Annotated in this window: 14 protein-coding genes, 2 tRNA genes and 3 other RNA genes; 8 read left to right on the plus strand and 11 right to left on the minus strand. The window is 54.6% G+C overall.

Features of this window, described 5'->3' with window-relative positions; genetic code table 11:
• The first annotated feature begins 11 nt into the window (after positions 1 to 11).
• The 6 genes from purU (at position 12) to WHR59_RS13570 (ending at position 1,737) form a co-directional block, all read left to right on the plus strand.
• Complete coding sequence (gene purU, locus WHR59_RS13545; RefSeq protein ID WP_006684274.1) at positions 12 to 854, plus strand: formyltetrahydrofolate deformylase; 843 nt, start codon at positions 12 to 14, stop codon at positions 852 to 854.
• A 155-nt stretch (positions 855 to 1,009) separates the two neighbouring features.
• Positions 1,010 to 1,094: transfer RNA gene (locus WHR59_RS13550), tRNA-Tyr, on the plus strand.
• A gap of 43 nt (positions 1,095 to 1,137) precedes the next feature.
• A non-coding RNA gene (locus tag WHR59_RS13555) (RtT sRNA) lies at positions 1,138 to 1,269 on the plus strand.
• A gap of 35 nt (positions 1,270 to 1,304) precedes the next feature.
• A tRNA-Tyr gene (locus WHR59_RS13560) sits at positions 1,305 to 1,389 on the plus strand.
• Between the two features lie 43 nt (positions 1,390 to 1,432).
• A non-coding RNA gene (locus tag WHR59_RS13565) (RtT sRNA) lies at positions 1,433 to 1,563 on the plus strand.
• 43 nt (positions 1,564 to 1,606) lie between these two features.
• Positions 1,607 to 1,737: non-coding RNA, RtT sRNA (locus tag WHR59_RS13570), on the plus strand.
• A 186-nt stretch (positions 1,738 to 1,923) separates the two neighbouring features.
• On the opposite strand, the gene narI is transcribed toward WHR59_RS13570, so the two are convergent.
• The 5 genes from narI to WHR59_RS13595 all read right to left on the minus strand — a co-directional run bounded on the left by narI (position 1,924) and on the right by WHR59_RS13595 (position 10,373).
• Positions 1,924 to 2,601 (minus strand): respiratory nitrate reductase subunit gamma, encoded by a 678-nt coding sequence (gene narI / locus WHR59_RS13575; protein ID WP_003833386.1) that lies wholly within the window; start codon positions 2,599 to 2,601, stop codon positions 1,924 to 1,926.
• Complete coding sequence (gene narJ, locus WHR59_RS13580; protein ID WP_008784959.1) at positions 2,601 to 3,311, minus strand: nitrate reductase molybdenum cofactor assembly chaperone; 711 nt, start codon at positions 3,309 to 3,311, stop codon at positions 2,601 to 2,603. The genes narI and narJ overlap by 1 nt, the downstream gene beginning before the upstream one ends.
• Positions 3,308 to 4,846: a nitrate reductase subunit beta gene (gene narH / locus WHR59_RS13585; RefSeq protein WP_003833388.1), complete on the minus strand. Its 1,539-nt coding sequence runs from the start codon at positions 4,844 to 4,846 to the stop codon at positions 3,308 to 3,310. Before narH ends, narJ begins: the two co-directional genes overlap by 4 nt.
• Positions 4,843 to 8,586: a nitrate reductase subunit alpha gene (locus WHR59_RS13590; RefSeq protein WP_080625293.1), complete on the minus strand. Its 3,744-nt coding sequence runs from the start codon at positions 8,584 to 8,586 to the stop codon at positions 4,843 to 4,845. The genes narH and WHR59_RS13590 overlap by 4 nt, the downstream gene beginning before the upstream one ends.
• A gap of 395 nt (positions 8,587 to 8,981) precedes the next feature.
• Positions 8,982 to 10,373 carry a NarK family nitrate/nitrite MFS transporter gene (locus WHR59_RS13595; protein WP_003833390.1) on the minus strand — a complete coding sequence of 464 codons (1,392 nt, stop codon included), beginning with the start codon at positions 10,371 to 10,373 and terminating at the stop codon, positions 8,982 to 8,984.
• Positions 10,374 to 10,713: 340 nt separating this feature from the next.
• Here WHR59_RS13595 and narX point away from each other — a divergent pair, with 340 nt between their 5' ends.
• Positions 10,714 to 12,510, plus strand: a complete 1,797-nt coding sequence (gene narX, locus WHR59_RS13600) for a nitrate/nitrite two-component system sensor histidine kinase NarX (protein WP_043016124.1) — start codon at positions 10,714 to 10,716, stop codon at positions 12,508 to 12,510.
• On the plus strand, positions 12,503 to 13,153 hold the full coding sequence (narL, locus tag WHR59_RS13605; RefSeq protein WP_003020756.1) for a two-component system response regulator NarL: 651 nt from the start codon (positions 12,503 to 12,505) through the stop codon (positions 13,151 to 13,153). Before narX ends, narL begins: the two co-directional genes overlap by 8 nt.
• Positions 13,154 to 13,174: 21 nt before the next feature.
• Here the strand turns inward: narL and WHR59_RS13610 are convergent, their stop codons facing one another.
• The 6 genes from WHR59_RS13610 to WHR59_RS13635 form a co-directional block, all read right to left on the minus strand.
• Entirely contained in the window at positions 13,175 to 14,578 is a 1,404-nt protein-coding gene (locus WHR59_RS13610) for a YchO/YchP family invasin (RefSeq protein ID WP_087050676.1), read from the minus strand.
• Between the two features lie 84 nt (positions 14,579 to 14,662).
• Entirely contained in the window at positions 14,663 to 17,263 is a 2,601-nt protein-coding gene (locus tag WHR59_RS13615) for a nitrate reductase (protein WP_338843149.1), read from the minus strand.
• Positions 17,260 to 21,324, minus strand: coding sequence for a nitrite reductase large subunit NirB (gene nirB / locus WHR59_RS13620; RefSeq protein WP_338843150.1), 4,065 nt, complete (start codon positions 21,322 to 21,324; stop codon positions 17,260 to 17,262). Before nirB ends, WHR59_RS13615 begins: the two co-directional genes overlap by 4 nt.
• A 10-nt stretch (positions 21,325 to 21,334) precedes the next feature.
• Entirely contained in the window at positions 21,335 to 22,123 is a 789-nt protein-coding gene (locus WHR59_RS13625; protein ID WP_043016122.1) for an ABC transporter ATP-binding protein, read from the minus strand.
• 9 nt (positions 22,124 to 22,132) lie between these two features.
• A complete protein-coding gene (gene ntrB / locus WHR59_RS13630) occupies positions 22,133 to 23,008 on the minus strand; it encodes a nitrate ABC transporter permease (protein ID WP_080625295.1) in 876 nt (291 codons plus the stop codon).
• Position 23,009: 1 nt separating this feature from the next.
• A complete protein-coding gene (locus WHR59_RS13635; protein ID WP_338843151.1) occupies positions 23,010 to 24,269 on the minus strand; it encodes a CmpA/NrtA family ABC transporter substrate-binding protein in 1,260 nt (419 codons plus the stop codon).
• Positions 24,270 to 24,345 lie beyond the last annotated feature (76 nt).

Raw genomic sequence — 24,345 nt, forward strand, 5'->3', positions numbered from 1 at the left:
CACCGCTGCAAATGCATTCATTACAACGAAAAGTGCTGCGTACTATTTGCCCCGACCAAAAAGGTCTGATCGCACGCATTACGAATATCTGTTACAAGCATGAACTGAACATCGTGCAAAACAATGAGTTCGTGGACCACCGTACCGGGCGCTTTTTTATGCGTACCGAACTGGAGGGTATTTTTAACGACGTCACGCTGCTTGCCGATCTGGATAGTGCCCTACCCGATGGCTCCATTCGTGAATTAACGCCAGCAGGACGCCGCCGTATCGTCATTTTGGTCACCAAGGAAGCACATTGTCTGGGCGACCTGTTAATGAAGGCCAATTATGGCGGTCTGGATGTTGAAATCGCGGCAGTTATCGGCAACCACGAAACGCTGCGCCCTTTGGTTGAACGGTTTGATATTCCGTTTGAGCTGGTCAGCCACGAAGGTTTAACGCGTGACGAACACGACCAGAAAATGGCCGACGCTATCGACGCGCACCAACCAGACTATGTCGTGCTGGCAAAATACATGCGCGTTTTGACGCCAACGTTTGTTTCACGCTTCCCGAATAAGATTATCAATATCCACCATTCATTCCTGCCGGCGTTTATTGGTGCTCGTCCTTACCATCAGGCTTATGAGCGCGGTGTGAAGATCATCGGCGCAACGGCTCACTACGTGAATGATAACCTCGATGAAGGTCCAATCATTATGCAGGACGTGATTCACGTTGATCACACCTACACCGCAGAAGACATGATGCGTGCGGGTCGTGACGTTGAGAAAAATGTATTAAGCCGCGCGCTGTATCAAGTGCTGGCTCAACGCGTGTTTGTTTACGGCAACCGAACGATTATTCTGTAATCGATTGATAATTTAATTGGTTACCTTTACATCTTTACGCGTAAAAATCAGGCAACCAGTTCTTTTTTATCAACGCAATACTTTACAGGGGCGCATCATTTGATATGATGCGCCCCGCTTCCAACGGAAGTAGGCCAGTAACTAGCATTACCCCTGGTGGGGTTCCCGAGTGGCCAAAGGGAGCAGACTGTAAATCTGCCGTCATCGACTTCGAAGGTTCGAATCCTTCCCCCACCACCATTATTCACTACAGCGATGTAGTAACCCCAATAAGCTATGCTGAAGTTTGCACTTACTGGGAAGGGTGAGAGCCTTCGATTAAGGTTCGACTCGAGCGAAAGCGAGAGAACGTTGCCAACGGCAACGGCCCGAAGGGTGAAGAGCGAAGCGACGAATAATCCTTCCCCCACCACCATTCATTACGTTAGATTCACAAATTAGTATACCCCTGGTGGGGTTCCCGAGCGGCCAAAGGGAGCAGACTGTAAATCTGCCGTCATCGACTTCGAAGGTTCGAATCCTTCCCCCACCACCATCACTTCATAAAGCAACACACCTCATTCATCTGCAATGCCCTATATTCTGTCCATGCGGGAAGGATGAGAAACTTCGACTAAGGTTCGATTCGAGCGTAGCGAGAAAGCGTTGCCAAAGGCAACGACCCGAAGGGCGAAGCGCGCTGCGCTGAGTAATCCTTCCCCCACCACCATCACTTCATAAAGCAACACACCTCATTCATCTGCAATGCCCTATATTCTGCCCATGCGGGAAGGATGAGAAACTTCGGCTAAGGTTCGATTCGAGCGTAGCGAGAAAGCGTTGCCAAAGGCAACGACCCGAAGGGCGAAGCGCGCAGCGCTGAGTAATCCTTCCCCCACCACCATCACTTCATAAAGCAACACACCTCATTCATCTGCAATGCCCTAATTTGCCTGATGCGCTGCGCTTATCAGACCTACAAAGCTCACTGACACCTGTGTAGGCCGGATAAGGTGTTAACGTCGCCATCCGGCAAACAGGCATAAAAAAACCCCGCCGGAGCAGGGTTTTGTCTTGAACAGATAACCGATTAGTGACGCGCGCGAACAATCTGGTATTTGCGTGTCAGATATTCGACCGGAACGCTCCAGATGTGTACCAGACGCGAGAACGGGAACAACAGGAACAGCGTCATACCCAGCACCAGGTGCATACGGAAAATGAACGCAACACCATCCAGATATTGAGACGCTCCGCCCTGGAAAGTCACCACTGTCTGCGCCCAGTTCACCAGCTTCATCATCTCGCTACCGTCCATATGCTGGGCGGAGAACGGAATGGTCAGCAGGCCCAGCGCACACTGAATCACCAGCAGCGAGAGGATCAGAATATCCGCTCCGGTGGTGGTGGCCCGCACGCGTGGGCTGAACAGACGACGTTTTAGCAGCAGTACGCCACCAATCAGACACATCAAACCACTGGCACCGCCCGCGAACATTGCCATCTTTTGTTTCACTTCAAGCGGCAACCACGCTTCATACATCCAGTGTGGCGTCAGCATGCCAAGGAAGTGCCCGGCAAAAATCCCCAGGATCCCGATATGGAACAGGTTTGACGCCAGGTTCATCCCTTTGCGATCCAGCATCTGGCTGGAGGCCGCACGCCAGGTATATTGCCCATAGTCATAACGCAGCCAACTGCCGATCAGAAAGACAGAACCCGCAATGTACGGATAGATGTCAAAGAAGAACGTATTCAGGAAGTGCATTATTGCTGTCCTCCGGTGGTGATATTCAGATACTGCGGCGCAACGGCCCCGGCAAAACGACGCTGGTGAGCGGAGATTTCCGACTCGCCACACCCCTGATCGGCGAAGAATTTTACCTGCTCTTCTTCCCAGACCGCATCCAGCGCTTGTGGGGTATCATCACGTGCTTCATCCGCAATTTTTTCAGCCACTTTGTCGCTGTCGATAACGGTATTCGCCAGTTTTAACAGCAGGTCGAACAGCACAGCATAACGGCTTTCACGCTGTTGCAAACGAGCGCTGAGCAAAGCCAGAATCGGCGCGATATCCTGCAAACCACCTAACGCTTCGCTTTTCGGCAACTGCGCAAGGTATTCCAGATACAGCGGCAGATGATCGGGAAGTTCGCGGCTGTCGAGCTGCAAACCGTGCTGCTCATACTGCGCCATCAGATCAACCATCGCCTGACCGCGGTCGCGGGACTCACCGTGAACATGTTCAAACAGCAGCAGCGATGTGGCGCGGCCACGGTCAAACAGTTCGCTGTAGGCGGCCTGTACATCCAGCATGTCCTGCGCGGTCAGATCGCGCAGGAAAACGCCCAGGGTCTGGGCATCCTCTTTATCCAGGTTCTCAGATGACGCGAGTGCATCGAAAAGTTCCTGCTGATGCTGCCACAGGGCAGCATCCGGGTACTCGAGCAGACGCGAAACAATGACGAGTTCAATCATTGGTGCGGCTCCGTTTTGCTGGTCACATCAACAGCGTCAATGCGGCGGCTGTTGAACAGATTGAATTTAGTATCAGAACCATGGCAACCGTCGCCGAAGGTAAAGCCACAACCGCTTTTCTCCGGGAACGCGTCACGCGCCAGTTCGCGATGGCTGCTCGGTACCACGAAACGATCTTCGTAGTTGGCAATCGCCAGGTAACGATACATTTCCTGTGCCTGCGCTTCGCTTAAACCCACCTCTTCCAGCGCACGAGTATCAACTTTACCGTCAACGGTTTCCGCGCGTTTGTAGTGACGCATCGCCAGCATACGTTTCAGCGCTAACAGTACCGGCTGAGTGTCGCCTGCGGTCAGAAGATTCGCCAGGTACTGAACCGGGATACGCAGACTGTCAACGTCCGGCAGAATACCGTTGCTGCCAAGCTCACCCGCATCGGCGGCAGACTGAATCGGTGACAATGGCGGCACGTACCATACCATCGGCAGCGTGCGATATTCCGGATGCAGCGGTAGCGCCAGCTTCCAGTCCATCGCCATTTTGTAAACAGGAGACTGCTGTGCGGCATCAATGACGCTCAGCGGAATGCCATCCTTCAGCGCCTGTTCAATAACAGCCGGATCGTTCGGATCGAGGAACACGTCCAGTTGACGCTGGTACAGATCTTTCTCGTGCTCGGTGCTTGCCGCACTCTCGATCGCATCCGCGTCATACAGCAGTACGCCGAGGTAACGGATACGACCGACGCAGGTTTCGGAGCACACGGTCGGTTGACCGGCTTCAATACGCGGGTAGCAGAAGATGCACTTCTCAGACTTCCCGCTCTTCCAGTTGAAGTAGATCTTCTTGTACGGGCAGCCGGTGATACACATACGCCAGCCGCGGCACTTATCCTGGTCGATCAGCACGATGCCATCTTCTTCACGCTTGTAGATAGCGCCGCTTGGGCAGGTCGCCACGCACGCCGGGTTAAGGCAGTGCTCACACAGACGCGGCAGGTACATCATGAAGGTGTTTTCAAACTGACCGTACATCGCCTTCTGCATGTTTTCGAAGTTCTGGTCTTTGGCGCGTTTTTCGAACTCGCCGCCCAGAATTTCTTCCCAGTTTGGACCGCTGGTGATTTTGTCCATCCGCTGACCGGTGATCAGCGAGCGTGGACGAGCAATCGGCTGCGCCTTACTGTCTGCCGGGGCGTTGTGCAACGTCTGGTAGTCAAAATCAAACGGCTCGTAGTAATCATCCATACCCGGCAGATGCGGGTTAGCAAAGATTTTACCCAGCAGCAGCGCTTTGTTACCCATGCGCGGCTGCAGTTTGCCATTAATTTTACGGATCCAACCGCCCTTCCATTTTTCTTGGTTTTCCCAGTCATTCGGAAAGCCAACGCCGGGCTTACTTTCGACGTTGTTGAACCAGGCGTACTCCATACCTTCACGGCTGGTCCAGACGTTCTTACAGGTCACTGAACAGGTGTGGCAGCCGATGCACTTATCGAGATTCAGCACCATGCCGACTTGTGAACGAATTTTCATTTTACGCTCTCCTGTACCTGGTCATTGCCTTCGCCATCCAACCAGTTAATGTTCTTCATCTTACGTACAACTACGAACTCATCGCGGTTTGAACCGACGGTACCGTAGTAGTTAAAGCCGTAGGCCAGTTGCGCATAGCCGCCGATCATATGGGTCGGTTTCGGCGTAATACGGGTCACCGAGTTGTGGATCCCACCGCGCTGCTGGGTGATTTCTGAACCCGGCAGGTTAACGATACGTTCCTGCGCGTGGTACATCATGGTCATCCCAGCCGGCACACGCTGGCTGACAACTGCACGCGCCGTCAGTGCGCCGTTGCTGTTGAAGACTTCGATCCAGTCGTTATCCTCAATACCCAGATCCTTCGCATCGACTTCGCTCATCCATACAATCGGGCCGCCGCGTGACAGCGTCAGCATCAACAGGTTATCGCTGTAGGTGGAGTGGATACCCCATTTCTGGTGCGGCGTCAGGAAGTTGAGCGCTTTTTCCGGGTTACCGTTAGATTTCTCGCCGATTACCGCTTTCACGGAACGGGTGTCGATTGGCGGACGATAAACCAGCAGGCTTTCACCGAAGTCACGCATCCACTGATGATCCTGATACAACTGTTGGCGACCAGACAGCGTACGCCATGGGATCAGCTCATGAACGTTGGTATAACCGGCGTTATAAGACACATGTTCATCTTCCAGGCCTGACCAGGTCGGGCTGGAGATAATTTTGCGCGGCTGCGCCTGAATATCGCGGAAACGAATTTTTTCGTCTTCTTTATTCAGCGCCAGATGCGTATGGTCACGGCCGGTAAATTCACTCAGCGCCGCCCAGGCTTTAACGGCTACCTGACCGTTAGTTTCCGGCGCCAGGGTGAGGATCATCTCTGCGGCATCAATCGCTGTATCCAGCATCGGCTGGCCTTTCGCCGGACCTTCAGCCTTGGTGTAGTTGAGCTTACGCAGCAGATCCATTTCGCTCTGGGTGTTCCAGGCAATCCCTTTACCGCCATTACCGATTTTTTCCATCAGCGGGCCGATGGAGGTGAAACGCTCGTAGGTAGCCGGATAATCACGTTCAACGGTCATGATATGCGGCGCGGTAACACCAGGAATCAGGTCACATTCACCTTTTTTCCAGTCCTTCACGTCTAACGGCTGCGCCAGTTCGGCAGCGGAGTCGTGCTGAATTGGCAGCGTGACGACATCGGTTTCTTTACCGAGGTGGCCCACGCAAACTTCAGAGAACTTTTTGGCGATAGCTTTATAGATTTCCCAGTCGCTCTTCGATTCCCAGGCCGGGTCAACGGCTGCAGACAGAGGATGAATAAACGGATGCATATCCGAGGTATTCATATCGTCTTTTTCATACCAGGTTGCGGTCGGCAGCACGATATCGGAATACAGACAAGTACTCGACAGGCGGAAGTCCAGCGTAACGACCAGATCCAGTTTGCCGTCCAGTCCGTTATCCTGCCATTCCACTTCTTCCGGCTTCACGCCGCTCTGCTGGCCGAGATCTTTGCCCTGAATACCATGTTCAGTACCCAGCAGATACTTCAGCATGTACTCGTGGCCTTTACCGGAAGAACCGAGTAGGTTAGAACGCCAGATAAACAGATTACGCGGATGGTTTTTACCGTTTTCCGGCTGCTCTGCCGCAAAGCGAATAGAACCATCTTTCAGGGATTTAACGGTGTAGTCCACCGGCGTCATGCCTGCTTTCTGCGCTTCTTCGGCGATACGCAGCGGGTTAGTCCCTAACTGCGGCGCAGATGGCAACCAGCCCATACGTTCAGCGCGAACGTTAAAGTCAATCAAATGACCGCTGTAGCGGGATTTGTCTGCCATCGGGGACAGCAGTTCCTGCGCAGTAACCGTCTCATAGCGCCATTGGCTGGAGTGGTTATAGAAGTAGGAGGTGCTGTTCATATGACGAGGCGGACGCTGCCAGTCAAGCGCAAACGCCAGCGGCTGCCAGCCGGTTTGCGGGCGCAGTTTTTCCTGGCCGACATAGTGGGCCCAACCGCCGCCGCTCTGGCCGATACAGCCGCAGAACACCAGCATATTGATCAGGCCACGATAGTTCATATCGAGGTGATACCAGTGGTTCAGACCCGCACCGACGATAATCATCGAACGACCGTGCGTTTTATCGGCGTTATCCGCAAATTCGCGGGCGATGCGTACGATCTGAGAGCGTGATACGCCAGTGATTTTTTCTGCCCAGGCCGGTGTGTACGCTTTCACGTCATCGTAGCTGGTTGCGCAGTTTTCATCGTTCAGACCACGTTCCAGGCCGTAGTTGGCCATAGTCAGATCGTAAACGGTGGTCACCAGCGCGGTGGAGCCATCGGCGAGTTGCAGGCGTTTAACCGGCAATTTATGCAGCAGAATGTTTTCCAGTTCTACTTTGCTGAAGTGCTCGGTGCCTTCGCCGCCAAAGTACGGGAAGCCCACTTCGGCGATATCATCCTGGCTACCCAGCAGGCTGAGCTGCAGTTCGGTTTCATCACCAGACGTGCCGTCGCGCTGCTCGAGGTTCCATTTGCCTTTTTCACCCCAACGGAAGCCAATTGAACCGTTTGGCGCAACCATATCGCCGTTGCTGTTGATAGCGACGGTTTTCCATTCCGGATTATTTTCCTGGCCCAGGGAGTCAACCAGATCCGCTGCACGCAGCATACGACCAGCAGCATAGTAGCCGTCGCGCTCTTCGAGCATCACCAGCATTGGCATGTCGGTATAACGACGAACGTAGTCGGTGAAGTACTGGCTCGGGTTATCGAGGTGGAACTCGCGCAGCATGACGTGGCCCATCGCCATTGCCATTGCCGCATCGGTTCCCTGCTTCGGTGCCAGCCACAGGTCGCAGAGTTTGGCGATTTCTGCGTAGTCCGGGGTAATTGCTACCGTTTTGGTCCCTTTGTAGCGAACTTCGGTAAAGAAGTGTGCATCCGGAGTACGGGTCTGCGGGACGTTAGAGCCCCATGCAAGAATATAGCTGGAGTTATACCAGTCAGCAGATTCCGGTACGTCAGTCTGCTCGCCCCAGGTCTGTGGGGAAGCCGGCGGCAGGTCACAGTACCAGTCATAAAAGCTCAGGCAGGTACCGCCAATCAGCGACATATAGCGTGCGCCGGAAGCATAAGAAACCATCGACATCGCCGGGATCGGTGAGAAGCCTGCGACACGGTCAGGACCATAGGTTTTGATGGTGTATACGTTAGATGCGGCAATCAGTTCATTCACTTCCTGCCATGAAGAGCGAACAAACCCACCACGACCACGCGCTTGTTTGAAGCTTTTTGCTTTATCGGCGTCTTCGATAATGGATGCCCATGCCTCTACCGGATCGCTGTGCAGCTTTTTGGCTTCACGCCACATCTTCATCAGACGTTTGCGCATCAGTGGGTATTTCAGACGGTTAGCGCTGTAGAGATACCAGGAATAGCTTGCACCACGTGGACAGCCGCGAGGCTCGTGGTTAGGCATATCTGGACGCGTGCGTGGGTAGTCAGTTTGCTGGGTTTCCCAGGTCACCAGACCATTTTTCACATAGATTTTCCAGCTGCATGAGCCTGTGCAGTTTACCCCGTGGGTTGAACGTACGACTTTGTCATGCTGCCAACGCTGGCGGTATCCGTCCTCCCAGTCCCTGTTGGTATTGAGAAGCTGGCCATGCCCATCGGCAAAGGTTTCGCCCTTCTGCTTGAAGTAGCGAAACCGGTCCAGGAATTTACTCATCGGTTTTCTCCTGTAGGAGCCTGACGGCTCTCTGATAAATCGACATTGCTTGATTGAGTGCGAAGGTAACGCTCTGAAAGGGCGTGAGAATTGATAACGATCAAGGCAGGCAGGGATGAAAACAGAGGGTCGATTTTCACATACCCCCTTAGTGGGATATTAATAAATCAGTCAACATATTGAATTTAAATGATTTTATTAAAATCACTTATCATACAAATGTTAAATTCTTTATAAGTGGGTATTAAGGGGTATCCCCCCTGCCAGGCATATCACCCGCACCGTTTTCGCAGACTTACGTCATGGGCTCATATATAAGTATGTTGTAACTAATTTAGAGCAAAAAAAAGCGCGGTCTAACGCCGCGCAATGGATAATCAACTGCTACTACTTTTTTACTTTTTAGAATGACGTCCGTATACCGCCCAGGTGATAACCACACAAGCGACATAGAAAATCAGAAATACTTTCATCGCATCGACCGGAGATCCGGTTAATGCCAGGGACGTACCAAATGCTTTCGGGATAAAGAAGCCGCCGATCGCACCAATAGCTGAGATAAAGCCCAGCGCCGCCGCAGTGTCGGTTGCCGCCTCACGCATTGCTTTCTCTTCAGAACCCCCTTCAGCTTTCACTCTGTCCATCGTCAGCTTACGGAAGATAACGGAGATCATCTGGAAGGTTGAACCACTTCCCAGACCAGCCGTCAGGAACAACGCCAGGAACACCGCAAAGAAGGCGATAAAGTTGCCGCCGACACCGTTAGATGGCAACGTCAGGAACAGCAAGGCACTGAAAATAGCCATCAGTACGAAGTTCACCAGCGTAACGCGGGTTCCCCCCAGACGGTCAGAGATAGCCCCGCCCGCTGAACGAGCCAGCGCGCCAATCAACGGTCCAAAGAAGGCGTAATGCAGGATCTGCACCTCAGGGAACTGCGTTTTTGACAGCATGGCAAAACCGGCAGAGAAACCGATAAATGAACCGAAGGTAGCCAGATACAGCAGGCTCATAATCCACAAATGCCCGCGTTTCAGCACCGGCAATTGCTCTTTCAGCGATGCTTTAGACGTAGCCAGCTCATTCATACCAAACCACGCGGCCAGCGTTAATACCGCCAGGAACGGTACCCAAATCCATGCGGCGTTTGCCAGATACAGCTGCGTACCATCCGGTTGTTCAACCCCGTGGCTACCAAATGCGGCAAAGATTGACAGTGAAACCACCAGCGGCGCGACCAACTGCATCACGCTGACGCCCATGTTACCCAGACCACCGTTCAGACCCAGCGCGCCGCCCTGTTTCTGTTTTGGAAAGAAGAAGCTGATGTTTGCCATGCTGGACGCAAAGTTCGCACCAGCGAAGCCGCACAACAGGGAGATAATAATAAAGGTACTAAACGGCGTGGAGGTATCCTGCACCGCAAAACCTAACCATACGCAAGGAATGATCAGGATACCGGTGCTAAACGCCGTCCAGCGACGTCCACCAAACAGGGGAACCATAAAGGAGTACGGAACACGCAGCAGCGCGCCGGACACCGAAGGTAATGCCGTCAGCATGAACAGCTGTTCAGTGGTGAAATCAAATCCGACTTTCGGTAAGTTCACCGCCACGGCGCTAAATAACATCCACACGCAAAACGCCAGCAGCAAGCAAGGGACGGAAATCCACAGGTTACGACTGGCGATTCGTTGACCACGCTGCTGCCAGAAGGCGGGATCTTCCGGCCGCCATTCGGTAATTACAGCTCCAGATGCCCTTTCCGGGGCAGATGAGTGACTCATAGACACCTCTGATACTTGTTTCGATGCCTGCAACATTAGGGTTTACAGCTGGAGGTAAGTTGATATAAATCAAAGGAAAAGGTGTCATTATTCATGCCTAAAATTTATCATTACCCTTAATGAGTACATAACTTCGGTAAAAAAGATGTGGTTTTTCACGCTTCTGTCGTCCCCTACTCCCCCTCGTCCTGGAACTCTCCCTCTACTGGCAATTAAGAGGTAGCCCGTTTGAGGTATGGGTATACTCCAGTGTATCGCCGAGAATAACGCCACTGCCTGCAGCAGAATCGTCATTCAATAAGGTTTTCTGAACAGCGAAAACCCGAAGGAACTAGTCACCATGTTTAAACGTTGTCTCTCCCCGCTCACGCTGGTCAACCAGGTGGCGCTGATTGTTTTATTGTCTACTGCCATCGGCGTGGCGGGTATGGCTGTCTCTGGCTGGCTGGTTCAGGGTGTTCAAGGTAGCGCTCATGCGATCAACAAAGCGGGTTCGCTGCGTATGCAAAGCTATCGCCTGCTGGCAGCCGTACCGCTTGACGCGAGCGATCAATCGCTGCTGGATGAAATGGAGCAAACGGCGTTTAGCCCGGAATTGACGCGCGCTGCGCAGCGTGATGGACAACAGGCGCAGTTAAAAGCATTACAGGATTACTGGCATACCGAACTGGCGCCGGGGCTTGCGCATGCGCAAACGCCTGATGCGGTAGCGCAAGATGTGACGCGCTTTGTGGACGGGCTGGATAAGCTGGTCACTGCCTTTGACCATACTACCGAATTACGCATTGAACGCGTCGTCCTGCTGCATCGCCTGATGGCCGTATTTATGGCATTACTGCTGGTTTTCACCATTATCTGGCTGCGCGTGCGCCTGTTAGAGCCGTGGAAACAGCTGCTGGCGATGGCGCGAGCAGTCAGCCAGCGTGATTTTACCCAACGCGCGAATATCAGCGGGCGCAATGAGATGGCGGCGCTGGGCTCGGCGCTAAATAATATGTCGAAGGAACTGGCCGAAAGTTACGCGGTGCTGGAACAGCGGGTACAGGAGAAAACGGCGGGCCTGGAGCACAAAAACCAGATCCTCTCTTTCCTGTGGCAAGCCAACCGCCGCCTGCACTCTCAGGTACCGTTGTGCGAACGCCTCTCGCCGGTACTGAACGGCCTGCAAAATTTGACCCTGCTGCATGATATTGAACTTCGGGTTTATGACCTGGAAGATGAAGACAATCATCAGGAATTTACCTGCCAGTCCAATGCCAGCTGTGATGAGAAAGGCTGCCATTTGTGTCCGCGCGGCACGCTGCCCGCCATTGACGGCGGTATCACGTTGAAATGGCGACTGACCGATGCGCATACCCAGTATGGTATCCTGCTCGCTACTTTGCCGAAGGGACGCCATCTCAGCCACGATCAGCAGCAACTGGTTGATACCCTGGTGGAGCAACTGACCGCCACGCTTGCGCTCGACAGGCATCAGGAGCGTCAACAGCAGTTGATCGTGATGGAAGAGCGTGCCACCATTGCGCGCGAACTTCATGATTCTATTGCACAATCGCTCTCCTGTATGAAGATGCAGGTTAGCTGTTTGCAGATGCAGGGCGATGCGCTTTCTGACAACTGCCGCGAGCTGCTCAGTCAGATTCGTAACGAGCTGAATGCTTCGTGGGCGCAATTGCGTGAGCTGTTAACCACTTTCCGTTTACAACTGACGGAACCGGGATTGCGACCGGCGCTGGAAGCCAGCTGTCAGGAATACAGCGCCCGTTTTGGATTTACGGTGAAGCTGGATTATCAGCTGCCGCCGCGCCTGGTACCTTCACATCAGGCTATACACCTGCTACAAATTGCGCGCGAAGCCCTGAGCAACGCCCTCAAACACTCTCAGGCCGACGAAGTGGTCGTGACGGTGGTGCAAAATGGCAAGCAGGTCAAACTGACAGTGCAAGATAACGGCTGCGGCGTACCGGAAAACGCCGAACGCAGTAACCATTATGGCATGATAATCATGCGCGACCGTGCGCAAAGCTTACGCGGCGATTGCCGTGTACGCCGTCGCGAGACAGGCGGTACTGAAGTTGCTGTCACTTTTATTCCCGAAACAAACTTCACAGAAGTCCAAGGAGATACCCATGAGTAATCTGGAACCGGCAACCATCCTGTTGATCGACGATCATCCGATGCTGCGAACCGGTGTGAAACAGCTTGTCAGCATGGCGCCCGATATCACCGTTGTCGGCGAAGCCAGCAATGGTGAGCAGGGTATCGAGCTGGCAGAATCCCTTGATCCCGATCTGATCCTTCTTGATTTGAACATGCCTGGCATGAACGGTCTGGAAACGCTCGACAAACTGCGTGAGAAATCCCTGTCGGGTCGTATCGTTGTGTTTAGCGTATCCAATCATGAAGAAGACGTGGTTACCGCACTGAAGCGTGGCGCCGACGGTTATCTGCTGAAAGATATGGAGCCGGAAGATTTACTGAAAGCATTGCAACAGGCTGCCGCTGGTGAAATGGTGCTGAGCGAAGCCCTGACCCCGGTTCTGGCCGCCAGCCTGCGCGCAAATCGCGCAACGTCCGACCGTGATGTCACCCAACTGACCCCGCGCGAACGCGATATTCTTAAGCTCATCGCCCAGGGTTTGCCTAACAAGATGATCGCCCGCCGCCTGGACATCACCGAAAGCACGGTAAAAGTTCACGTGAAGCATATGCTGAAGAAAATGAAGCTCAAATCACGCGTTGAAGCCGCGGTATGGGTGCACCAGGAACGCATTTTCTGATAACGCATTCATGCGTCATTGTTAACGAGGATCATTTTCCGAAACCGTAAAAAACGGTTCGGTCAGTGATAGCGTGATCTCATTGGAAGAGACACGCTGGCCCTGCTCATCTTCTACCACCACAGACAACCGCCAGCGGTTCATCGCACCTTCTCTGTTGTCCCACTTCGGCATAATAATCGTCCAGCCCTGCGCGCTTCGGCTATTGCTGCCAGCCGTTAAGCTCAACGCCTGAGTATCGCCCTGCCACGCCAGATGGCGGATCCCATGCAGACTACGGACCTGCAGCGTCAGCGCCACCGTCTCTCCCGGTTTGAGATCCCAGGGCGGCGTGGCCAACAATACCGACAGCGTTTTACGCTGGCGATATTCCAGCGTCGGCAAATTGTTACGCTGCGGAGCATCATAGCGACTGCCGCGCAGCGAACGGCTGTTTGCCACCTCGCTGACCATCAGCTGTTTTTTTAGCGGCACGCCAAAACGGTAATTAAGCGTGAAGCCGAGGTTATTCTGGCTGATGCCGCTTTCACCCTGTTTGTGTTGTGCTGTCACTGTGATCAACGGCACCGGCGTATAGCTCAGTCCGAGGTTCACCGCCACCGGATTGTGATATCCGGTTCCCGAATGAAACAGATCCACCTGGTCGCCAAAATACTGTTCCACGCTGACGCTGGTATTGAGGTGTTGATAAAACGGCATACGCATTTGCGCGGTCAGATCGTAGCCGCGGGCCATCCTTTGTTGCTGGGTTATTGAACGCTCCTGCCAGGAGGACAACGGTTGATAATAGTTTGCGGATAAGCGCAAATATTCACCCCACGCCTCTGCGCCGAGGCCGCCCCGGGGCAGATTTTCATCCAGCAGGTTGTCATAAAAGGTGTTATAACCCACTAACCAACCGTCACGCACCCAACGCTGCCCAATCCCCGCATTACTGACTAAGCCTTCATCCTGTTGCGTCAAACCCAACTGGCTCCAGGTCAGAAATCGTTGATTGTCCTGCCACGGAATAAACCAACTTCCCCGACTTCCGGTAAAACTGCCTTCGTTATCAACCTGCAACCCGACGCTGGCGTTTCCCCGCACAGAGAGCCAGGATTCCAACTGCTGATTCACCTGTTCGCTGACCGTGTCACGCACCTGGCCAAAGGCGAACTGCTTCGCCTGTTCACCGGTATCAAGCCCGTTATCGATCATGCTGGCTTCACCAAACGCTTTAACCATTTCGGCAAAGTGCTTTTCACCTGCCCGCGATTCAGGCGCCATACCGAGATCGGGCAAGCCATCGCTATTGTTGTCGAAAGGGTTTTCAGCCTGGTGAATAAAAGACGACTGCGCGCTGGCAGTACCGCCTGCCAAAGGCAAGAGTAGGAGAAGAGAAAATCTACAACTCAAAATACGGCTCAAATCGTTACTGGCTTTAATATCATTGAATTTGGGGATCACAGCTTAAATCCTACCTGCCCGCGCTCCCCTTTGCAGCCTTTTCTCAAATTTTCAGGAATATCCTTAATCATTGAGTGTGATTTTTTGTGCCAGTAATGCCTTCAGTTCCGGAATACATGAGCCGCAATTGCTTCCACAACGTAATGCCTGTCCCAGTGCCTGAACCGTATCACAACCGTTAGCGATAGCCTGGGTAATGGCTTTTTCTCCTACGTTAAAACAACTGCAAATAGTCACTCCCTTATCAGCCGGAATTCCTCCGGGTTTCCCGCCCAACAGCGCATGACGAGCCTGAGCATTTTCCGGCCTTTGCATGAATGCGCTGAGGATCGCCGCATCATCAATCTGCGGCGGCGTTGCTGCTGACCAGAACCCGAGCATCAGGTTGCCATCATGCCAGGCCAGCAGATTCAGCCCCCGTTCCCATTGCGCCAGTTGAAGTTGCCAGCCCTGCGCCACACAATATTGTTGTAGCCAGACGAAAATATCGCTGTCACCCGCAAGGGTATAGCGCAACGCATTGTCAGCACTTTTACGCCACCAGTGGACGAATCCCGGCAACGTCAGCGTAGAGCGGCAAAACAGCTCTCCCTGCCACCGGGGCTGCCACGCCATAATGCGCACCGCAGTCTGTTTGCTTTCCGGCTGTCCAGAGTCAGGATCGCAAACCGGGGAAACCAATGCATTTACTCGCCCCTGACGGGCAAAACGGTTATTCCAATGCATTGAGGTGAAGACGCACCCCGGCCTCTGTCCAGGGTGGATGGTTACTCTACCGACCATCACGCCGCGCGGGGAATTCACCCGGCATAGCGCACCTTCATTAAGTTTGAAGCGACCAGCATCTTCAGGTGCAATTTCTACAAGCGGCTCATTGATATGCTGCATCAGGCGTGAAATTGTCCCCGTGCGCGTCATGGTGTGCCACTGATCGCGAATGCGACCACTATTTAACACCAATGGATAGAGGGCATCGCAGGTGGTTTTCATCCCCTGCGGCGCAACAGCGACCAGGCGTAAACGTTGGTTACCACGCCACCCCTGCCAAAGATTAAGCGTTGATGAGCCTGTGCTCACCGGCCAGCGAACCGGCGTCATCTCATCCCACTGTTGGTGCGTCAGCTCAGCTAACGCGCCAATATCAAATGCACGTTCACCTCTGTTTTCATAACCAGAAAGCGCCGCATGTTCACAAAATACCTCCCAGGCGCTTTGCCAGCCAAACGCCTGGGCAAATCCCAACTGTTTCGCCATTTGCGCGACAATCCACCAGTCTGGCCGCGTCTCACCCGGCGCAGTTAAAAATGCACGCTGGCGCGAGATCCGACGTTCTGAGTTGGTCACCGTACCGTTTTTCTCCCCCCAGGCCTGCGCCGGAAACCGGATATGCGCATAGCGGCTGGTATCCGTGTCAGCCACGACTTCGGAGACAATCACCAGTGGACAGGCGGCCAGCGCCTGGCACACTGCATGGCTGTCCGGTAGTGACACCGCCGGGTTAGTCCCCATGATCCATACCGCTTTGACATCGCCTTTACCGATCGCCTCAAACAGATCAACCGCCATCAACCCTGGCGTCTGCGCCAGCCTTTCGGTGCCCCAGAAACGGGCCAGGCGGGCAAGATCCTGAGGTTCAAAATTCATATGCGCCGCCAGTTGGGTCGCCAGCCCGCCAACCTCCCGTCCGCCCATCGCATTGGGTTGTCCGGTCAGCGAAAATGGGCCGCACCCCTCCCGTCCAAATTTACCGCTGGCCAGATGTACATTGATAATCGCATTGCATTTGTCGCTACCGCTGGCGGACTGGTTAATGCCCATGGTGTAAAGCGTGATGGCTGTTGACGCGCGCGTAAACCAGTCATAGAAGGTGACAACATCAGCAACATCCAGCCCGCAAAATTGCGCGACACGCTCCAGATTCCAGTCGCGGGCGATAGCAAACGTTTCTGCAGCGTCATCAAATTCACCCCGCGCATCACCCTCAGCCACAATCCGGTTCAGTAAGCCAACAAACAGTCCGGCATCGCTACCGGGCAGCAGGGAAAGATGCAGATCGGCGATATCACAGGTGGCGGTGCGACGAGGATCGATAACCACAACCTTCATCGACGGATTGGCACTACGCGCCTGTACCAGACGCTGATACAGCACCGGATGCGTCCATGCCGCATTCGATCCCACCAACACCACCAAATCGCTGCATTCGATATCCTCATAGCTGCAGGGCACCACATCCGCCCCCAACGCCCGCTTGTACCCGGTCACCGCAGACGACATACAAAGCCGCGAATTGGTATCAATGTTGGCCGCGCCAATGAAACCTTTCATCAGCTTATTCGCCGCATAGTAATCCTCCGTCAGCAGTTGCCCGGAGGCATAAAAGGCCACGGCATGCGGACCATGCTGAGCAATGATAGCGCGCAGGCGTTCACCGGCGGTATCCAGCGCCTGCGACCAGCTTGCCGTTGCGCCATCCACCATTGGCTGCAACAACCTGCCGCTGAGTCCTGTGGTTTCAGCCAGCGCCGCGCCTTTGACGCACAAGCGGCCAAAGTTTGCCGGATGTTCGGGGTCGCCTCTGACGGTGACACCATTGTTGTCCACCTGCGCAATTACGCCGCAGCCAACGCCACAGTACGGGCACGTTGTACGAGTCTCACTCATGATGCCTCCGCCCGCAGGATCAGCGCCTGAGTTCCCACCCACACTTTTCCAGCCTCCACTTTCACCGGCCAGGCGCGTACCGCCTGTTCTCCGCTGTCATACTGGCGGCCATCGCGCAGACGAATACGTTGTTTATACAGCGGCGAGATAACAATCGGCTCACCCTGCACGTCCCCCAGAATACCGCGTGATAACACCTGAGCAGAACTACCGGGTTCAAGGTTATCAAGGGCATAAATCGTCTGCCCAAAGCGAAATAACGCGATTTGTACGTCTCCCAGGCGTGCACCAATACCCGCCTGCTCAGGGATCGCATCAAGGGCGCATATCTCCTGCCAGGGTTTTGTCGGTAATAACTCCCGACCTCTGGATGCAGATGCCGCCAACTGCGGCTGCCCGCGCAAAGGCGCGCGTGCAATCGTCTCATCCGGCTCATCACTATTGATGTAAGAACGAAACAGCGCCAGGCGCTGCGGGCTGCTGAGCGTGGTTTGCCATTCACACTGATAACTTTCCACAACCCGCGCCATCTCTTGTTCCAGTTCGCTGGCAATACCTAAACTGTCGTCAAGGATCACCTCACGTAAATATTCAATACCGCCTTCCAGGTTATCCATCCAGGTGCTGGTACGTTGCAGACGATCGGCGGTGCGAATGTAGAACATCAAGAAACGGTCGATGGTACTCAGCAGCGCGGCATCATCCAAATCACTGGCAAACAGACAGGCATGGCGCGGTTTCATTCCTCCGTTGCCGCACAGATAGAGATTCCAGCCTTTATCCGTCGCAATGACGCCGACATCTTTGCCCTGCGCCTCGGCGCATTCCCGGGTACAACCGGAAACCGCCATTTTAATTTTGTGTGGCGCGCGCAGCCCTTTGTAGCGATTTTCGAGTATCACCGCCATTGCCGTTGAGTCCTGTACGCCGTAGCGACACCAGGTTGAGCCCACGCAGGACTTCACTGTACGCAACGACTTCCCGTACGCATGCCCTGTTTCAAACCCCGCCGCCACCAGCTCGCGCCAGATATCTGGTAACTGCTCCAGACGCGCACCGAAAAGATCCACCCGCTGCCCGCCGGTGATTTTGCTGTACAGCTGGAAACGTTTCGCAATCTGGCCTATAGCGATCAGGCCGTCTGGTGTGACCTCTCCCGCAGGCATACGTGGAACCACGGAATAGGAACCGTCTTTTTGAATATTGGCAAAATAGCGATCGTTAGTGTCCTGCAACGGTAAGTGCGCAGGTTTAAGCAGATACTCATTCCAGCAGGACGCCAGCACTGACCCCACCAGAGGTTTGCAGATTTCGCAGCCGTGACCATGACCGTAACGGCTAATCAACTGTTCGAAAGTATGAATATGGTTCACCCGTACCAGGTGATAAATCTCCTGGCGCGACCAGGGAAAGTGTTCACAGATATCCTTTTTAACCTCAACGCCCTGGGCCGCAAGTTGGTGCTCCATCACCTGTTTAACCAGCGCGCTGCATCCGCCACATCCAGTCGCAGCCTTCGTGCACTGCTTGATGGCGCCCATGTCCGTCGCGCCAGCGCTCACCGCCTGACATATATCGGCCTTACTGACGTTATGACAAGAGCAGATTTGCGCAGTATCGGGCAATGCCGCAACCCCAAGCGCTTTCGACGCACCGCCCGCCAGCGAGGGCAGGATCAGCGATTCCGGCTGACCGGGAAGCGGCATCCCATTGAGCATCATTTGAAGTAGCGTGGCGTAATCGCCAGCATCGCCAACCAACACCCCACCCAACAGCGTTTTGCCCTCCGCGCTGACGACGATTTTTTTGTAGATCTGCTCGGGACCATGCGTCCATTGGTAACTTTTCGCGCCCGGCGTACGGGCATGCGCATCGCCAAAAGAAGCGACATCGACGCCCAGCAGCTTGAGTTTGGTACTCATATCCGCGCCGCTAAAGCTGACATCGTCTCCGGCCAGCTGTGCGGCGACCACCCGCGCCATTTGATACCCCGGCGCGACAAGGCCAAAGACTCGCCCTTCCCACAGCGCACATTCGCCGATTGCAAAAATGGCGTCATCTGACGTGCGACAGTGGTTATCGATACAAATCCCACCGCGTTCGCCAATATTTAATCCGCTACGACGCGCCAGCGCATCCTGCGGACGAATCCCCGCAGAAAAGACCACCATTTCAGTTTCCAGCTTTTCGCCATCGGCAAAGTGCAGTACCAGCCCGTCAGAAGTGCTTTCAATTTCCGTGGTCGATTTCGCGGTGTGGACGCCAACGCCCAGCGCTTCTATCTTTTCTCGCAGCATCGCAGCACCGGCGTTATCCAGTTGTACCGCCATCAGATTAGCCGCAAATTCAACGACATGCGTTTCCAGCCCAAGCTGACGCAGCGCGTTCGCCGCCTCCAGACCAAGCAGGCCTCCGCCGATAACCACCCCGCGGCGCGCACTTTTCGCTTTCGCTGCAATGGCATCCAGATCGTCCAACGTACGATAAACAAAGCAGGATGGAGAATCCCCACCTTTCACGGGAGGGACAAACGGATACGATCCGGTGGCAAGCACCAGCGCATCCCAGTGGGTTTCATGTCCGTCGGCGTTACGGATGACGCGCGTTTCACGATCGATCCCGGTCACGCATTGCCCCAAACGTAGCTCGATGCCATTGCGGGCAAAGAAATCATCTGCGACAAGCGAAAGTGATTGCGCGCTGCGCCCGGCGAAATACTCAGACAGATGCACCCGGTCATAGGCGGCATAACGTTCCTCGCCAAACACCACGATGTGATAATGCAAATGCAGATTACGGCTTACGCATTGCTCGAGAAAATGGTGGCCAACCATACCGTGTCCCACAACAGCCAGCGTCGGTTTTGTCATCGTCATCTGTCCTGCAGCCGATGGCTGCGTATCAAAGCGGTCGAAGAGCCAGTCTGATTGTGCTGTCGCCCCCTGGGCCAGCAAATCGGTTAACGGCGCGGCGCTGCGGCAATCGCCCATCAGCAGCACGCCATGGAGTTTTCCGTCACACGTCAGCAAGCGGCGGTAGTGCCCACTAAGCGGATCGTATGTACTCAGGATGGCATCCGTCGCCGTCGCGTCTGTTACACCTGCACTAAACAGATCAATGCCCGTCACCTTGAGACGCGTTCCGCTCGACTGCCAGCCAAATCCGGCACCGGTAAAACCCGCCAGTCGCGCAGCCAACACCTCTGCCTGCTTCAGACACGGCGCGACCAGCCCCCACGTCTGGCCGTTAATCTCGCAGCATTCCCCGACAGCGCTAATGTTGGGCGTTGAGGTGCGAAGTTGATCATCCACCACGATCCCCTGCTGACAAACTACGCCGCACGCCTGCGCCAGGCGGATATTGGGTTTTACCCCCGTGGCAATCACCACGCCATTCGCCGCAATCCGCTGGCCATCCAGCAACGTGACGCTGTCGGCTTCGATACTGGTGATGCCTGAACCAAGTTCACAGCGAATGCCACGACTCGTCAGTTGAGCCTGCAACAGGTCGCTGGCCAGTTGATCAAGCTGTTGTTCCATCAGCCTACCCGTGCGATGAATTAACGTGACGTTGTCACCATTAAGGTGTAATGCTGCCGCCGCCTCTATGCCAAGAACGCCACCGCCCAGCACCACCTTTGGACCAGACCGCTGGAGAATCGCCTCAACATCCTGCATCGAGCGAAAAGCATGAACATGTGGCTGTTTACCGCCGGGAATGGGCGGAATAAACGGATACGACCCGGTGGCAAATACCAGCTCATCCCAGAACATAAGCCGTTTTGTCGTGGTCAGGCTGTGGCTGGCGGCATCAACAGTCAGCACGGTTTCACCGCTTAGCACCGTCACGCCGTGGTCGAGATACCACTGCGCCGGGTGAAGTAAGGTTTGCGCAAAGGCCTTTTCTCCCCCCAGTACCGGTGAAAGTTGGATCCGGTTGTAAGCAAGCTGCGGCTCTTCACCGATAACGGTGATGGCAATGTTGCAATCCCTGTACGTAATAAGCGCCTCAATCAGGCGAGTTGCCGCCATGCCATGACCTACAATGACCAGTCGCGTCATATCACCCTCCTTACGCCGCCTTCGGCTGTTTCTCATACAGAAAATGGAGAATGCGTTGTCGTAGTTGATGGTATCGGCTGTCATCGGCGAGCTGGACCCGATTGCGTGGGCGCGGCAAATCAACCGTCAGGATCTCGCCTACCGTCGCCGCCGGCCCGTTGGTCATCATCAGAACCCGGTCGGAAAGCAGCACGGCTTCATCAACGTCGTGAGTGATCAGCACAATGGTGGTGTTCAGCGACTGTTGAATGTGCATCACCGTATCCTGCAGATGCGCCCTGGTGAGCGCATCCAGTGCGCCAAACGGTTCATCCATGAGCAGGACTTTGGGTTTCATCGCCAGCGCCCGGGCAATACCCACGCGCTGCTTCATCCCACCAGAGACTTCACCGGGGTGTTTATGCATCGCGTGGCCCATCTGGACGCGATGCAGGTTGTGCTCGATCCACTCGCGTCGTTCGGCTTTGCTCATGGTGTGGCGGAAAACCTGATCGACGGCCAGGGCTACATTGTCGAAGCAGGTCAGCCACGGCAGCAGCGAATGATTCTGGAAAACGACCGCCCGCTCAGGCCCAGGCCCGGCAATTTCGCGATTATCACAAATCAGGCCTCCTTCCGTAGGCAGCGTAATGCCGGCAATCAGATTCAAAAGCGTCGACTTGCCGCAACCGGAGTGTCCAATCAAACTGACGGTCTCCCCTTCATGGATATCAAAAGAGACATTGTGGAGCGCGAGGAACTCACCGCTGGCGGTCGAGAAACGCTGGCTGACCGCCTGGATCTGAATAATGGGTTTCATGTTGTCTCCTTATTTTTCCTGCCAGCTAAACCGACGTGCCACCAGCATTAGCCCCTGCTCAAGCAGCAGGCCTACAACGCCGATGATGACGATAGCGATGAGAATGTTTTCGACGTTAAGGTTGTTCCACTCATTCCAGATCCAAAAACCAATCCCCAACCCGCCGGTGAGCATTTCGGCTGCCACAATCACCAACCAGGCGATGCCGATAGACAGGCGTATGCCAGTGAGGATCGCCGGCAGCACGGCGGGGAAAAGTATCCGTCGCATCACCGTCCACTCTGAGAGCTGCAGTACGCGAGCAACGTTGAGATAATCGTCAGGAATTCTCCGCACCCCTTCGGCGGTGTTGATCACCATCGGCCATATAGAACAGATAAAGATGGTCCAGCTCGATGCGGGTTCCGCTTTTTGAAACAACAGCAGTCCAATCGGCAGCCAGGCCAGCGGGCTGACCGGGCGCAACAGCGCAATCAGCGGCGAAAACATGTGCGAGAAGAAGGTATAACGCCCAATCAGAAATCCCAGCGGGATCCCCACCAGCGCCGCTAATCCGAAACCGACAGCAACCCGTTGCAACGACGCCAGCACGTTCCAGCCGATCCCCATATCATTCGGCCCGCCGTTATAGAACGGATCGGCAAACAGCGTCAGGGCTGAATCCAGAGTGCTCAGCGGTGTAGGAAATCCTTTGCTGTTGATAGCGGCCAGTTGCCAGCACACCACCAGCAAGGCAATCCCCAGCAGAGCGGGTACGGCTCGCCTGAGCCATGCGTTTAACCATAATGACCACGGCATTTTGCGCTTTCTGACCTTCATCGTTGATAGCGTTATGACTTCACCAACTGCCGGTTCAGGGGATTTAAGCTGCGTATTTTGTTTCATCTCAGGCTCCTGTACGGTGGAGGGTAAAACTGTTGGCATAGGCTTCTGGATTGCGGCCATCCCATACGGAACCGTCCATCAGCGTACTGGTACGTAACAGTTGCGCAGGCGGTGTTATCCCACCAACCGCAGTTGCCGCATCGCGCCAGATATCGGTCCGGTTGATGCGCGCGGCAATGGCTGCATAATCAGGTTGTTGCTTTAACAATCCCCAACGGCGGAACTGGGTCAGAAACCACATGCCATCGGAATGCCATGGAAAACTCACCTCGCCGTCGCGAAAAAAGCGTATGGCATGCGGATCCTGCCAGCGACGACCTGCCCCGTTGTCGTACTCACCCAGCATTCTTCCCGTCAGATAGCTTTCTTTGGTATTGAGCCAGGCCCGGCGCGCCAGAATTTGTGCTGTTTCGCGTTTGTTGGCGTCACTGGCATCTATCCAGCGCGACGCTTCAAGCAGCGCGCTAACCAGCGCCCGGGCAGTATGTGGATATTTTTCTACCCACTCCCGGCGCGTACCGAGTACTTTTTCCGGATGGTCGGGCCAGATTTCCTGAGACGTCGCCGCGGTAAAACCGATGCGGTCGTTGATCGCCCGCGCATTCCACGGCTCGCCGACGCAGAATCCGCTCATATTGCCAATGCGCATGTTCATCACCATTTGCGGAGGCGGTACCACGACGGTGCGAACATCGGTGAAAGGATTGATGTCAGCGCTGGCCAGCCAGTAATAGAGCCACATGGCATGTGTGCCGGTGGGAAAGGTATGCGCGAAGGTATAGGTTCCAGGCGCCTGCGAGACGATCAGTTTCTTCAGCGCAGACGCATCGGTAATCCCCTGCTCCAGCAGCGTTGCGGAGAGCGTGATCGCCTGCCCGTTCTGATTGAGCGTCATCAGATTGGCCATTGGCTGCGCTTTACTGGCAATCCCCAGTTCCAGTCCATACAACAGGCCGTACAGAACATGCGCCGCATCCAGCTCTCCAGAGACCAGTTTGTCACGCACTGCGGCCCAGCTTGCCTCTTTGGTCGGCACCAGCGTAATGCCGTATTTTTTATCAAAACCTTTCAACGCGGCGATAACCAGCGGCGCGCAGTCGGTTAGCGGAATAAAACCGACCCGAACGGTAGTGATCTCCGGCGCATCAGAGCCTGCCGCCCAGACCGAGGACATCAGTCCTGGAATCAGGGAACTAGCCCCCATCACGGCACTTGCCTGCAAAAACCGCCGCCGCGTTAACGAAACTGTTCTGTCACCCATACATGCTCCCCATAAAAAAAGGCGTCCAACAATGCCAAAGCATTGCAGGACGCCTTTATCCTCAAAAACAGTCAGA

The organism is Citrobacter europaeus, assembly GCF_037482245.1.
Lineage (GTDB): Bacteria > Pseudomonadota > Gammaproteobacteria > Enterobacterales > Enterobacteriaceae > Citrobacter > Citrobacter europaeus.

Coding starts and splice junctions, on each gene's coding strand:
- purU (WP_006684274.1), top strand. CDS start 12: ATGCATTCATTACAACGAAAAGTGCTGCGTACTATTTGCCCCGACCAA.
- narI (WP_003833386.1), bottom strand. CDS start 2,601: ATGCACTTCCTGAATACGTTCTTCTTTGACATCTATCCGTACATTGCG.
- narJ (WP_008784959.1), bottom strand. CDS start 3,311: ATGATTGAACTCGTCATTGTTTCGCGTCTGCTCGAGTACCCGGATGCT.
- narH (WP_003833388.1), bottom strand. CDS start 4,846: ATGAAAATTCGTTCACAAGTCGGCATGGTGCTGAATCTCGATAAGTGC.
- WHR59_RS13590 (WP_080625293.1), bottom strand. CDS start 8,586: ATGAGTAAATTCCTGGACCGGTTTCGCTACTTCAAGCAGAAGGGCGAA.
- WHR59_RS13595 (WP_003833390.1), bottom strand. CDS start 10,373: ATGAGTCACTCATCTGCCCCGGAAAGGGCATCTGGAGCTGTAATTACC.
- narX (WP_043016124.1), top strand. CDS start 10,714: ATGTTTAAACGTTGTCTCTCCCCGCTCACGCTGGTCAACCAGGTGGCG.
- narL (WP_003020756.1), top strand. CDS start 12,503: ATGAGTAATCTGGAACCGGCAACCATCCTGTTGATCGACGATCATCCG.
- WHR59_RS13615 (WP_338843149.1), bottom strand. CDS start 17,263: ATGAGTGAGACTCGTACAACGTGCCCGTACTGTGGCGTTGGCTGCGGC.
- nirB (WP_338843150.1), bottom strand. CDS start 21,324: ATGACGCGACTGGTCATTGTAGGTCATGGCATGGCGGCAACTCGCCTG.
- WHR59_RS13625 (WP_043016122.1), bottom strand. CDS start 22,123: ATGAAACCCATTATTCAGATCCAGGCGGTCAGCCAGCGTTTCTCGACC.
- ntrB (WP_080625295.1), bottom strand. CDS start 23,008: ATGAAACAAAATACGCAGCTTAAATCCCCTGAACCGGCAGTTGGTGAA.
- WHR59_RS13635 (WP_338843151.1), bottom strand. CDS start 24,269: ATGGGTGACAGAACAGTTTCGTTAACGCGGCGGCGGTTTTTGCAGGCA.